The sequence below is a fragment of the Methanomassiliicoccales archaeon genome, assembly GCA_013415695.1.
In the GTDB taxonomy this organism is placed as follows: Archaea; Thermoplasmatota; Thermoplasmata; order Methanomassiliicoccales; family JAAEEP01; genus JAAEEP01.
Genome location: JAAEEP010000013.1, coordinates 47470 through 60728, shown reverse-complemented (window position 1 = coordinate 60728; position 13259 = coordinate 47470). Strand labels below are relative to the sequence as shown.

General features: G+C 49.4%; 14 protein-coding genes and 1 tRNA gene. 6 read left to right on the top strand and 9 right to left on the bottom strand.

Features of this window, described 5'->3' with window-relative positions; genetic code table 11:
* From GKC03_07625 to GKC03_07615, 3 genes are all read left to right on the top strand, one after another.
* Nucleotides 1-408 (top strand): hypothetical protein (locus GKC03_07625; GenBank protein NYT12398.1); only part of this gene is annotated, 408 nt, incomplete at its 5' end.
* A 247-nt stretch (nucleotides 409-655) separates the two neighbouring features.
* Nucleotides 656-1606 carry a deoxyhypusine synthase gene (locus tag GKC03_07620; GenBank protein ID NYT12397.1) on the top strand — a complete coding sequence of 317 codons (951 nt, stop codon included), beginning with the start codon at nucleotides 656-658 and terminating at the stop codon, nucleotides 1604-1606.
* The gene (locus tag GKC03_07615) at nucleotides 1603-2592 is read left to right on the top strand and encodes an isocitrate/isopropylmalate dehydrogenase family protein (protein NYT12396.1); all 990 of its coding nucleotides are present in this window, start codon (nucleotides 1603-1605) and stop codon (nucleotides 2590-2592) included. Before GKC03_07620 ends, GKC03_07615 begins: the two co-directional genes overlap by 4 nt.
* Here the strand turns inward: GKC03_07615 and GKC03_07610 are convergent.
* Nucleotides 2586-3437 (bottom strand): hypothetical protein, encoded by an 852-nt coding sequence (locus tag GKC03_07610; protein ID NYT12395.1) that lies wholly within the window; start codon nucleotides 3435-3437, stop codon nucleotides 2586-2588. The genes GKC03_07615 and GKC03_07610 overlap by 7 nt on opposite strands.
* 143 nt (nucleotides 3438-3580) lie before the next feature.
* Between GKC03_07610 and GKC03_07605 the strand changes: the two genes are divergently transcribed.
* Nucleotides 3581-4567: a DUF1722 domain-containing protein gene (locus tag GKC03_07605; protein NYT12394.1), complete on the top strand. Its 987-nt coding sequence runs from the start codon at nucleotides 3581-3583 to the stop codon at nucleotides 4565-4567.
* A gap of 108 nt (nucleotides 4568-4675) precedes the next feature.
* Here GKC03_07605 and GKC03_07600 read toward each other — a convergent pair whose 3' ends face one another.
* Nucleotides 4676-6259 (bottom strand): aldehyde dehydrogenase family protein, encoded by a 1584-nt coding sequence (locus tag GKC03_07600; GenBank protein ID NYT12393.1) that lies wholly within the window; start codon nucleotides 6257-6259, stop codon nucleotides 4676-4678.
* 124 nt (nucleotides 6260-6383) lie between these two features.
* On the opposite strand from GKC03_07600, the gene GKC03_07595 reads away from it, so the two are divergent.
* Nucleotides 6384-6557, top strand: a complete 174-nt coding sequence (locus GKC03_07595; GenBank protein ID NYT12392.1) for a hypothetical protein — start codon at nucleotides 6384-6386, stop codon at nucleotides 6555-6557.
* A gap of 5 nt (nucleotides 6558-6562) precedes the next feature.
* On the opposite strand, the gene GKC03_07590 is transcribed toward GKC03_07595, so the two are convergent.
* From GKC03_07590 to GKC03_07575, 4 genes are all read right to left on the bottom strand, one after another.
* A complete protein-coding gene (locus tag GKC03_07590; GenBank protein NYT12391.1) occupies nucleotides 6563-7006 on the bottom strand; it encodes a redoxin domain-containing protein in 444 nt (147 codons plus the stop codon).
* A gap of 88 nt (nucleotides 7007-7094) precedes the next feature.
* Entirely contained in the window at nucleotides 7095-8069 is a 975-nt protein-coding gene (locus GKC03_07585; protein ID NYT12390.1) for a C-terminal binding protein, read from the bottom strand.
* Nucleotides 8070-8129: 60 nt separating this feature from the next.
* A complete protein-coding gene (locus tag GKC03_07580) occupies nucleotides 8130-8768 on the bottom strand; it encodes a methyltransferase domain-containing protein (GenBank protein ID NYT12389.1) in 639 nt (212 codons plus the stop codon).
* A 156-nt stretch (nucleotides 8769-8924) separates the two neighbouring features.
* The gene (locus GKC03_07575; protein ID NYT12388.1) at nucleotides 8925-9173 is read right to left on the bottom strand and encodes a hypothetical protein; all 249 of its coding nucleotides are present in this window, start codon (nucleotides 9171-9173) and stop codon (nucleotides 8925-8927) included.
* Between the two features lie 446 nt (nucleotides 9174-9619).
* Between GKC03_07575 and acs the strand changes: the two genes are divergently transcribed.
* Complete coding sequence (acs, locus tag GKC03_07570) at nucleotides 9620-11551, top strand: acetate--CoA ligase (protein NYT12387.1); 1932 nt, start codon at nucleotides 9620-9622, stop codon at nucleotides 11549-11551.
* A 53-nt stretch (nucleotides 11552-11604) separates the two neighbouring features.
* Here the strand turns inward: acs and GKC03_07565 are convergent, their stop codons facing one another.
* The 3 genes from GKC03_07565 to GKC03_07555 form a co-directional block, all read right to left on the bottom strand.
* Nucleotides 11605-12366, bottom strand: coding sequence for a hypothetical protein (locus tag GKC03_07565; GenBank protein ID NYT12386.1), 762 nt, complete (start codon nucleotides 12364-12366; stop codon nucleotides 11605-11607).
* Between the two features lie 387 nt (nucleotides 12367-12753).
* Entirely contained in the window at nucleotides 12754-13017 is a 264-nt protein-coding gene (locus tag GKC03_07560; GenBank protein ID NYT12385.1) for a hypothetical protein, read from the bottom strand.
* 141 nt (nucleotides 13018-13158) lie between these two features.
* Nucleotides 13159-13243 (bottom strand) — tRNA-Leu (locus GKC03_07555).
* Nucleotides 13244-13259: the final 16 nt, after the last annotated feature.

Genomic DNA, 13259 nt, shown 5'->3' with positions numbered 1-13259 from the left:
GGGACCTACATCGTGACCCTGACGGTCACCGATGATGACGGTGGATGGAGCTCGGACACCTTCGAGGTAGTGGTGATCAGCGCTCAGGATGCGGCCGAGGAGAGTGTGGAGGACATCATCACCCCCATCGAGGAGCTGCAGGACGATCCTGATCCGACTCCTGAGGATATTGACGAGGTAAGGGAGGCGTTGCTCGACCTGAGGGACCTCATCCAGGATGCCATGGACAACGGCCTCATCCCGACGGAGAAGGGAGAAGGACTGCTGGACAGCATCGATGCGGCGTTGGGGTCTATCGATAGGGCCGAGGCGGCATTGCTCAAGGGCAATATGAAGCTGTTCGACAACATGCTTGAAGCGGCTCAGAACCAGCTCAATGCTGTCCTCAATGAGCTGGCGTCCCTGTAGGACTGGCGAGATATGACCAAACCCCTTCACTAATTTTTATTTTGTAAAGTTCTGACTATTATGGATAAGTTGTCTAATGCCCCAGAGTTTTTAATGGGTCTAAGGGGACGAATGGAATCAGAACTTGAGATAATGACTGGCTAGAGATCAATTCTACCTTAAAAAGGCACTTTGAGGTTAGGCCAGTCTTGGGAAGGGGATATATTTCTATATCATGCTTACTTACTTTGCGGTAGAAGCGAGTGGGATGAAGATGAAGGATTGGAAACCTGTAGAGGACATCAAGATCATCAACGGAATGAGCGTAGACGCCCTTGTCCGGGAGATGGGGCGTTCTGGCGGATTCACGGGAAGGAAGGTCGCCGAAGCAGTAGATATTCTGGAGAATATGTTCAAGAGGGACAATTGCGTGGTATTCCTCTCCTTCCCAGCATGCATAATGGCCACAGGCACTCGGGGAGTGATCGTCGAGATGATCAAACGCAGCCTTGTCGACGTCATAATAACCACCTGCGGCACCCTTGACCATGATCTAGCAAGAGTGTGGAGAGACTATTACCACGGTGACTTCTTCATGGATGATGCGGAGTTGAGGCACCAGGAGGTCAACCGCTTGGGTAATGTTCTAGTTCCAGATGACAGCTATGGCATCGTTCTTGAGGAGAGATTGGTCCCACTGTTTAGAGAGATCCTTGAAGGAAGGGACTCCATATCGACAAGGGAGCTCATCGAGGAGGTGGGGAAGCGAATAGGGGACGAGGGGTCCCTTCTGCACTGGTGCGCCAGGAAGGGGGTCAGGGTCTACGTACCTGGAATCACGGATGGATCCTTCGGGAGCCAGCTTTGGATGTACTGGCAAACACACAGGAATCTCAAGTTGGACCTTTTCAGGGATGAGCAGGAGCTTTCCGATATAGCGTTCGAGGCCGATGAAACGGGAGCCCTGATCATCGGTGGTGGCATCTCCAAGCATCACGTAATATGGTGGAACCAGTTCCGCGGAGGTTTAGATTATGCCGTGTATCTCACGACTGCGCCGGAGTACGATGGTTCACTATCGGGAGCTAGGGTGCGAGAGGCGGTCTCTTGGGGAAAGGTCAAGGAGACAGCTGACCAGCTCACGGTCGAAGGGGATGCCACGATCACGCTGCCGTTGATCGCCGCTTCGGTGATCGAGAGACTAGAGGGAGAGGATTGAAGAAGATCGCTGTTATCGAGGGGGACGGCATAGGTCCAGAAGTGATCCGTTCGACGGTGAGGGTGCTTGAGGCAACGGGAGCACGCATTGAATTGTTCGAGGCCGAGATGGGCCTGGACTGCAATCGAAAGAATGGGTCATACCTTCCTAAAGAGACAGTCGAATCACTGAGTGAGGCTGACGCCTGTCTGTTCGGCGCGATTACCAGCTCCAACGATCCCGAATATCGATCGCCGCTTCTTCAGCTTAGAAAGGAGTTCGAGCTTTTCGCCAATGTCCGTCCCCTGAAAAGGATATCTCCCGATCTGGGCATGGTAGATTTGGATACTATTATCTTTCGAGAGAATACTGAGGGCATGTACACTGGGGATGAGGTCGATGAGGGCGATTCGATAATACTCAGGCGAAGGGTGAGTGAAGGTGCTGTCAGAAGGCTCATCCGGTTCTCCAACGAATACGCCCTCTTGGAGGGAAGGAGGAGCATGACCTGCGTTCACAAGGCGAATGTGATACGAAGGTCCGACGGCCTCTTCAGAGATATCTTTCTCCAGGAGATGAGATCGTCGCCTCTTGAGGCGAGGGAGATGCTGGTAGATGCATGTGCGGCGGCGATGATATCTCATCCAGAGAAGCTCGATTGCATCGTGACCCTCAACCTCTACGGCGACATACTCTCGGACGAGGGAGCCGCCCTGGTCGGAGGATTGGGACTTGCACCCTCTGCTAACATCGGAGAGGATCTGGCCATCTTCGAACCGGTCCATGGCTCCGCACCGGACATCGCAGGAAAGGGCATAGCCAATCCGGTGGCGTCCATACTCTCGGCGGTGATGATGCTGCGCTATCTTGGGATGCACAAGGAGGCGGAGCTGATGGAATGCTCCCTTTCAAACGCTGTGAGGGCGGGAAGAAGGACGCCGGACATAGGCGGGAATCTAACAACTGATGAGTTCACCGATGAGATCATCCGGAGAATGACTCACTGATCCGGTCCTTCCCTCTTTCCGATCACGCACACCCATCTGTCATAGAAAGGATCTCGTTGGTTCTCGAAAACCTCGACGGTCCTTCCCCTGTCGTTCGCCCATTCGGATACGAAGTCGGATTCTTTCTCCATTCCCACAGTCACAAGAACCTCGTCGGCAATCACCAGCATCTGGTCGATTATCTCCTTCCAGAACCAGGAGGCCGTGTGATCGATGGTCCCCGCCATCAGGCAGAGCCCCTTCGGCGTGGGGCTGATGTAGCGGGAAGCGATGGTCCCATCGATGCACAGGGTCTCCGATGGATCGAGCCTACCAGATATCATTCCCAGTGCCAACTGGGAGGGATCATTGTCGTAGGCCAATGGAGAGTATCCAAGCCGTCTCAATGCCACCGATCCCATGCCGGAACCGCACCCGACGTCCAGGCATTTTGTACCATCAGCAATTCCCCAGACTTCCTTGATAAGTGTAACTATCTGATTCATCCTATCAACTGAGAAGTCCTCGATGGCGGGGGTCGTATCTCTCAGAAGCATCAGTGAATAGTATTCCATCACCGCTGAATTCCAGACCTCCCAATCCTCCTGGAAGATGCGCCCCCCGATCTGTTCGAATGCATCAAGTATCCCCCTTGGGGGTTGCCTTAGCAGGAAGTTGGCAAAGATCCACTTCTGACCGTCAAAAACGCCGAAGGCCAATGGCCACTCATTCTCGTCCACCAGTAATATGCTCTCCTCGGCATCTATCCTGAGGAGCTCGCTGGTATAGGAATTGTCCACCAGGCTCTCGAAGTTGGGCTCTATGAATTTGATATCTGGAAGATCGAGTAGGTCCGCGGCCTTCATTCTATCACTTCCATCCGCATCCCGCTCATCATAGGTAATACCTTTCTCCGAGATGAGACGAACTCCGAAAGGAATCCGATTTCAAAATCCAATAGGAATTAATACCCCATGGTTCCAATGAATTTGACATCTGGGGCATACCCGTGATAGGATTCATCAGGCCAAGAGTGGTGGTTAGCAAATGCCTTGAGTTCGACCACTGCCGCTGGAACGGGCATATGATCGCGAGCGACATCGTGAAGAGGATGAGAGAGGAGGTCGACTTCATACCTGTGTGCGCGGAGGTGGAGATCGGTCTCGGCGTACCAAGAGATCCGATTAGAGTTGTCCAGCATAAGGGTGAAAGGCAGCTCATTCAGCCTGCTACTGGTAGAGATATTACCTCCGAAGCAAGGGCGTTCACGGCGGAATTCTTGGACTCCCTGGATGAGATTGACGGGTTCCTCCTGAAGAGCGGTTCCCCATCCTGCGGAATCCGGGATACAAAGATCTACCCCATCAAGGAAAGGTCCTCACCCATAGGAAAGGGGGAGGGATTCCTCGGCGGGGCGGTTCTTCGACGATTCTCTGGCAAGGCGGTCGAGGACGAGAGCAGATTGGCTAATTTCAAGATCGCGGAGCATTTTCTCACCAAGCTCTTCCTACTCGCATCGTTCAGGGATACTAAAGCCAGGGGGTGGGACTCGCTAGTGGACTTCCACGCCCGTAACAAGTTGCTACTTATGTCCTACCATCAGGGCGAGATGCGCGAGATGGGCAGGATAGTGGCCAACCGGAAGGCAATGAATGAGAGGGAGGCATTCCTAGAATACGAGAAACACATTGAAAGAGCAACGGCCAAGGGGCCAAGGTGTTCATCCAATATCAACGTCCTCATGCACGCAATGGGACACTACTCCGATAAGCTCACCGCCAAGGAGAAGGGCTACTTCCTTGACTCCTTGATGGATTATCGGGAGGGAAGGATACCCCTTAGCGTGAGCATCGGCGTAATTAAATCATGGATCGCTCGGTTCGATGACGAGTGGCTAGAGAAGCAGACTTATTTCCGCCCATTCCCCCCAAGGCTTCTTGATGCGGAACTGACTGACTCCTGCAGAATCCGGGATTACTGGCAGTCCGAGAGATGATTGAAGGTTCTCTGGATCGGCATCTCTTCCGAGGTTTTGGAGGTCGTGAAGTTGAATGAAAGAAACGGGAGATCGTGATCGCTATGCTTCCAATCATCTGATGCATGATCAGTTATCGCAGATAGTCCTGCTCTGCTCCCTCAGGAACTGTGTGAGGTAGTGGGTGCCACCGGCTCCTTTGCCTGTGGAGCCGCTGCTTTTCCAGCCTCCAAAGGGCTGTCCTCCCACCATTGCACCAGTGGATCCTCCACGAATCCGGTTCGAGTAGACAACTCCCGCCTGGATGTGCCTGAAGAAATACTCGATTTCCTCATCGCTGTCAGAGAATATACCCGCCGTCAACCCATACTCGACATCATTGGCCTTTTCAAGAGCCTCCGCTAGGGTCTCAAACCTCTGCACGCATACGAGGGGGAGGAACAGCTCATTCTTGATCAGATAATGATCCTCCGGTAGTCCGGCGACAACCGTCGGCTGGACGAAATATCCCCCATCGAGACCATCATCGGTCAGTACTTGCCCTCCTGCCAGCACATCGCCATCTCGCTCGGCCATCTCCGCGTACCTCTTGAAATCCTCGTAGGCCTCCTGGTGTATGACTGGCCCTAGGTAATTCTCCTTTTGAGAGGGGTCGCCTATCTTCAAGGACCGAACCCTTTCCGCCAACTTCTCCACGAACTCATCGTAGATGTCGTCTTGCACATACAATCTCGAAGAGGCGCTGCATTTCTGTCCTCCGAATCCGAATGCGGATCTTACAGCACCCTCCAGAGCCCAATCTAGATTGGCCTTTGATGTCACGATTATGGGGTTCTTTCCTCCCATCTCCGCGATTACTGGCCGGGGGTGGTTGACCACGGAATTTCTAAGTATATCATATCCCACGGCTTTAGAACCGGTGAAAACGATTCCTGAGACATCTGGATTCGTTATTAGGGCATTTCCTACGACCGACCCCGAGGCGGAAATGAAGTTCAACGCGTCTTCCTGGACACCAGCCCTGTGAAGCAGCCTGGCAACCATGTAAACAGGAAGGGGAACAGGCGAAGAGGGTTTAAGCACTACAGTGTTCCCGGTGATCAATGCTCCGACAATCATTCCGGTCGTGATGGCAACTGGAAAGTTGAAAGGACATATCGCTGCCCACACTCCAAAAGGCCGCATGACGCTTTTAGTGTACTCCTCTGGGAAAGGGGCGGTGGTTTCTTGACAAAAACCGTGGTTCCGCCTCATCTCATCCGAATAGAAGACTAGGAAATCGATTGCCTCGTCTACATCTGCAATCGCCTCGTATCGGTTCTTTCCATTGTCCAGGGTCACGGCGGCAGCCAGCTCAAATTTCTCCTCACGAATGAGCTCAGCGGCTCTCTCCATAATCTCAATTCTCAGAGGAAACCCTTTGTGACTCCACGAATCAAAAGCTGATTTAGCAACTTCTACCCCCTGAGCGACTTCCTCTTCGGATGCCCGTTGAAATCGACCTATTACTAGAGAGGTATTGTAGGGGCAGATATCTTCGTATTGCTTCTCGGAGATCACCTCCTCACCACCCACGATGTTAGGATAGTCCAGAGCCGAATCACCGGTCCGCTCTAGAAGAGATTTGTAGGCGGCCTCGTAACGCTCATGGAACTCCTCCTCCTCTCCTTTGATTGCGGCTAGGTAGTGGGTATTCTCATTCTTGAATGGCATCTGTGTCACCGATTGAAATCATTGATGCAACAGAGTGATAAAGGCATCGTCATCTATTCAGTCCACTCCCCATCAATGTCCTTCCTAGCATATTCTCAAGTAGTGGGAACCCAATCAAGGGGCGATGAGCATCATCAAGAGTGTTTGCAGGTTTACCAGCAGGGAGCTCGATGCCCTTTTGGTCATGGACAAGAGGGTCCACCACACTCTAGTTTATGGCATCACCCATGTTAGGAACGGCGGCCGTAAGCTGGTCATGAAAACTTCTGAGACACTGAGCAGGTTCTCTGAAGAATAATGAACTTAGAGAAATCCTTGAAGCACTTCCAAAATCTCCCTGATATCGGGAAGCTCCTTGATGGGATATATTTTTGAGAAGATCAGTTTTCCTTCTTCATCAACGATAAGGTTCGCCCTTTCCGAGAAACCCTCTTTCTCCCTGAAGACCCCTAGCATATTGGACACCTCGCCATGTGGCCAGAAGTCCGATAGCAACCTTGTCCTCTCAATACCCAGATTGCTAGCCCAGGCTTTTTTTGAGGGTACTGTGTCCACACTCACCCCAACGGCGATAGTATCCAGGGCCATAAAATCACTCCAGTGTTCTTCAATGGACAACATTTGCTCCGAGCAGATCGCTGTCCAAGCCAATGGATGAAAGGAAAGTAGCACCTTTCTACCAACGAACTTGGATAGCGTGAACTCCTCCTTATTCTGATCCAATAGTGTGAAATCTTGCACCTTCATGCCTTTCTTTCTTCCTTCCACATCGATCACTCCAATATCGACATTCAATACTTATTCTACATTCAACTTGGGGGTGATAGGAATAACATCACTTTCTATCGAGCACTTTCCTATTGACTAGATATTTTGGAACTGTTCCCTGGAGCGCTCTAATCACATCCTCTGCAGACTTCTGTCGTCTCTCCATTTCGCTCTCGACGGAATTCCACGCAGCGTGTGGCGTGCATATCAATCTCTCCTGCTGGATAAGCGGTCCAAATAGATCGACAGGTTCCTTTGCGAATACGTCCAGACCCGCTCCAAGTATCCTCTTCTCCTCAAGAGCAATAAGAAGCGCGTCCTCGTCGACAATTCCTCCCCTTGCGACATTAATGATGATAGCATTCTCTTTCATCAGAGAAATCTCCCTCTCTCCGATAAGTCCACGAGTCTCTGGAGTCAGAGGGGTGTGAACGGAGATGACATCAGAGTTCATGAGCAACGAATCTAAATCCTTTATTGGCTCGGCCCCTCCCTCGATAATCTGTTCGTCCGTTAGATAAGGATCGTAGGCGATGACATTCATTCCGAAAACTAAGGCTTTCTTGCAGACGGCACGGGCAATGTTCCCGAAGGCTACAAGACCCAATGTCTGATTCTCGATTCTGTGCATCATCCACCCCTTATTGAGATCCCATTCTCCTGCCTTCATCATAGTATTATAAAAGGCAATCTTCCTTTGCAGCGCCAGTATCATGGCCATGGCGTGATCTGAGACCTCCTGGATGCAGTAATCTGGAATATTGGTGACGTAGATACCCCGCTCTGTAGCCGCATCTAGATCGACGATATCGAATCCGATGCCGCTCCTGTTGATGATCTTGCAATTGGGCATGCGATCCATAAGTGCTGCATTAACTGGGCGATACATTACGACCAGGGCGTCAGCATCGACCACTATTTCCTCCAAGGGCGCTTCTGTGGCCTCACCATCCACGACGATCGCATCGATCTCCTCAAAAAGTCCTCTTTCGTAGTCGAGGTTGTCGAAAAGATGGTCGGAATACACGATCTTGAAGGTCATGGAGTATTCATTGTTTCCCCTAGAATAAAATGTTTCTCAATGGCCCAGTGGTGCTGTACCTCATTTCATAGGCTTTCTACCCCATGCAACTAACCAATTCCGTTTCTCTAACTCCGTGCTCTCTACTGGCTCAAACCCGGCGTCCTTCAAGTACCTACGGAGCTCATCCGGAGTGTCCATTGTGAAACCGGACAGGTTCTCCCATTCACTGTTCCTCTCCTCGAAAGCAGGATGACGATAGCCTTCAGTAATAATCAGTAACATGGTGCCTGGTTTCATCACCCTTCTTATCTCTTTGAGATCGTTGACGATATCTGGCCAGAAAAAATGAGTTTCCACCGCGGTGACGGCATCAAAGATGTCATCCCTGAAGGGGAGCCAGGATACTGATGCTTCCAACACCTCCAACCTGCCTTTCTTGATCAGGGTTCGGTTGAGCCTCCTAGAAAGTGAGACCATATCATGGGAGTAATCAGCTCCGAACACCTTCGCTGAAGGAGATAGTTGGGCCAGGTTTTTCAAGTTGTGACCGCCTCCGCAGCCTAAGTCTAGGAGCATACGGCCGTCACCGGCATCTAAGAAATCCAGCCCCCATCTGGTGACCGCCTTATGGCTTCTATTCATCTTCCTAGCTACCAACCTTCCAAATGCACCAGTGGGCTTCCTACATTCTCGCCCAATCATTTCTTTGAGTACCATGTTGACGAAGTGCGGAACGCTTGGTGCACCTTCATTGTTTGTATTGGTTGAGGCGAGAGCAAAATTAGAATTCTAATGTTCATTTCAAGTTATATAACGCTAAATAGAAACCCTCGAGGAGAGATCATGAATCCTTCGTTCATGATCAATGCTTCCTCATTTCGCTGTTACCGATCCTGAGTAGATAAAGGACCCCTGGAACATCCTGATACACTTTCCCTCGTCTACTCCTATAAGGTTTCCGCATTCGCATCTCACCTCATTGCCCACTCTCACGCTGTAATCTCTCTCGATTCTATCCTTCCAGCAGTGCAGGACCTTTCCTTTGCCGATCTTCACATATCTGAAGACCTTTCCCCTGCATTTGGCACATCTGATATTGATCATGAGGCTCAGCCCCTGTATCTTCATCCATACAAGTACAGTGGTTTCCTTGGGCTATATGCTAGTCCACAATTGAATCTCGCGGACCTTTATCAATGATTACCGGATGAGTCCATTGACGACGATGATCTTTCCTTCGAATTTCATTTCATACCATTAAGTAATGAAATTATTATTTCCCAATTTCCTGTTTTTCAACGTCAAAGAAAAGCCTTTTCTTAGAAATATGATACGATTGATATGAACATTATTTCGAATTTCCATGCCCAACAATTGAGATTCGTTTCTTCATATTCTGGCTATACAATAGTTTCTTAGAGTAAAACATCATTGCTTTTAAAGAATTCCCATAAATACTTCTACAATTGTCGAACTAATAGTTCGATAATTTATTATAGTAACCTTACATTCTCCCCTAAAATCCATGGGTGACTTCATTTTCATCGAAGTGACCCATATCCTAGAAAATGGCGGTGAACTGGGATTTGAAAGGAAGCGATGACAGAGACCCAATGATAGAAGGCAGTTATCAAGACCTCTACAAGTGGTCCATTGAGAACCCCGAGGAATTCTGGGGTTCCATGGCCACGAAATCACTGGACTGGTTCGCACCCTGGAACTGCGTCCTAGAGATCGACGAGGAGGAGTTCAACCAGACCTGGTTTAAGAATGGTAAGTTGAACGCCTCTTACAATTGCTTGGACAGGCATGCCATGGGAGAGCGGCGGGTTAAGGCGGCACTCATCTGGCAAGGTGAGTCCAGGGAGGAGTCAAGAATCTTCACCTACAAGCAGTTGCTGTATGAGGTCGGTCGCTTCGCGAATGTCCTGAAAAAACTGAATATTGGAAAAGGAGACAGGGTGTCCGTCTATCTCCCCATGATTCCAGAGCTACCGATAGCTATGCTTGCCTGTGCAAGGATCGGGGCCATTCATAACGTGATTCTGGCGGGATTCAGCGCTGAAGCACTGAAGACCCGGATAGAAGATAGCGAGAGTAAACTAATCATCACTTCAGATGGGGCGTACCGGGGAGGAGACCTCATTCCCCTGAAGTTCAATGTGGACATCGCTTTGAGTAATGGATTGCAAGTGGATAATGTCCTCGTCGTCAGGCGAACAGGTATGCCAGTTGAGATGATAGATGGAAGAGATCTCTGGTGGCATGAGCGAATGTCGGAGGTCTCATCAAAATGTGAACCAGCGGATATGAGCGCCTCAGATCCCCTGTTCATACTCTATACCAGTGGTTTTACCAGCACCCCTAAGGGCGTAACTCACTCAACTGCGGGATATTTGCTATTCACCGCACTCTCCCACAGATGGATGTTCGAGCCCCGAGAAGAAGATATCCACTGGTGCACTGGGGACATCGGGTGGATTACCGGACATTCCTACGCCATATACGGCCCCCTTTGTAATGGTTCAACCACACTTATGTACGAGGGGGCACCCAAATACCCGCGAGTGGACAGGTATTGGGAGATTGTGGAGAAATTCGGGGTGAACAGTCTCTACACCACGCCCACTATCATCAGGGCATTCATGAAGGATGGTGACGCCCCCGTGAAGGGTCGCGACCTTTCGTCCTTAAGGGTGCTTGGTTGCGTTGGTGAGGCTATCAATCCCCAGGCACTTCGATGGTATCGAGATATCATTGGAGGTGGCAAATGTCCCGTGGTCAATTCCTGGTGGCAGACAGAGACCGGCGGTGCATGCATCGCAACCTTTCCTAAAGCTCCTGGTAGCAAGCCATGTTCCGTGGGAAAGCCGTTCTTTGGAATCGAACCGATGGTGCTGCTTGAGGATGGCACTGAGGCGAGAAGAGGTGAAAGCGGTCTGCTAACTCTTAAGGGAAGATGGCCTGGCCTATTCTCAACCACCCATGGGGATCATGAGTGGTATAAGGGGACATACTTCTCCGAGTTTCAAGGACTCTTCTTCACAGGCGATAGTGCTATGATCGATGAAGATGGTGATATCTGGATCATGGGAAGAGTCGATGATGTTATCAAGATCTCAGGCAACCGAATCGGGTCAGTGGAAGTGGAGCATGTACTCACGGGCCACAATATGATTGCCGATGCTGCAGTAGTGCCCATTCCACATCAGATAAAGGGAGAGGGCATCTATTGCTTCGTGACCCTTAGGAACGGCTATGAGGGCTCGGAGGAACTTGAAGGTGAGCTTGCAAGACATCTCCGGGCAAAAATGGGGCCAATAGTGACACCGGAGTGCGTACATTTCTGCAACGAGCTACCTAAATCCAAGAATGGGAAGATAATACGCCCAGTTCTAAGAAAGATAGCCAATGGGGATCTTGAGGATATTGGTGACGTTACAGGACTTGCTAACTCCAAGGCAATAAGAGATCTTATTCTGACCAGGCCCCGACATTGAGATGATATCCACTTGGGTGCGGTTTAAAAAAACCCAAGGAGATCACACTCAGCCTACTTCTTACTCTTTTTACCCTTCCTGATATATAATATGACCAGAAAGACTATGAGGACCATTGCAAGGGCGATTCCGATGATCCCAAGCCCAATCTTGGAATTGCCATTTTCCTCATACAGCCAAAGTGTATCAACATTCAATTCGTAAGATTGGGTATGCCTGTATTCAAAATAGCCATTCCAGTATGTGGATTCGACATATACTGCATTCTGGCCCGGCGAGAGTGTAGCATTCCAGCTCCAAGTTAAATTATTCATTACGGCATCATGGAAGGTGACATCGTCTGTACTGACTCTCACTTTAATGACCTTGGGACCACAGTTACCATATATTGTCGGTGTCAGATTGCTAATAGTAGTTCCTGGGGCAGGATCTGAAATACATGATTCTGGTACGAAGTATTCATAGGAGTATGTCACCTGAAGGCTGGCCTGCGTGTTATCATTTCTCCAGATCAGCTTGTAAGTCCCTGACTGCTGGGTGAGAATACCATCGTAATCTGAGACTGAAGAGATATTATCTCCATTTGGAGCCTCGACCCAAAATACAACATCCTCGTCCGAAAACCAACCCCACCAAAGGATTGTCCCCTCATCCACGTCATCAATCACAACTTCGAATGTCTCGCCAGGAGATAATGAGGGACTTGTCCCAGAAACGGTCTCAGCCCTTGCTTCTGTTGGTAAGACTAGAACTAACGATAACAAAATAGTAAAGATCAGTATAAATGTGATTGTTCTTGGACAGTTATCCAGCATTATTTCCCCATAATCATGAGCAGGTATGATGATATATTGGTTTTGATTTGCCAAACATAAGTTCCGATGCCCTTCATTCCTGAATGGATGATCAATAGGGTTCTATGGAACGAATGATGAGGGGATTCGCTGACCCAATGAATCTCGCTCCATCAATTTGAATGATGAGGCTAACTTGTTGACCATAACCTGATAGGCTGGAATTCTTCGTATATAGAAACCAGAAAATACAGGGGGTGGTTTGAACCCTTGGACTCCTGCGAGACAAGGCCCTGAACTAGGGTATTACCATTGCTAGATATCGCAAATAGATGTATCTACCGAGATTTATTTTTATTCACTCTATAAAAATAATATGAATAAAAAAGAGAAGATTGAGAAGATTTCCTATTCGGACTTCTTTTCTTTTTCCAGCTCTGTCTTCAGTTTACCAATCGATCTAGCGATTATCAAAATCGCAATCACGGCAATGACAGTCACTATGATGGCATAAATAAACAGTCCTATTAGCTCACTTCCAGCAGATAAATACTCTGCGATAAGTGCCTTTATGGCTTCGTTCCAAGCTAGGGCTGCGATCAAGCCGAAGGCAGCTGTCATCAGAGCTGCGACAGTTTCTAAAACCAGAACTTTGAATGCCTTTTCCGCCATTCCAACCACTTGCCTTTCTAGGCAAGTTATTATCTCAGTTGTTTGTATTTAAAATCTCATATAGACATTTCTAAGATAACCTCATTAATATTCGATCGGGAATGTTATCTAATCAGATTGACACTCATTTGAGAAATAAAGTGCAGGGGAAGGGATTTGAACCCTCGGACTCCTGCGAGACAAGGCCCTCAACCTTGCGCCGTTGACCAGGCTTGGCTACCCCTGCATGTCCCATTGGATGC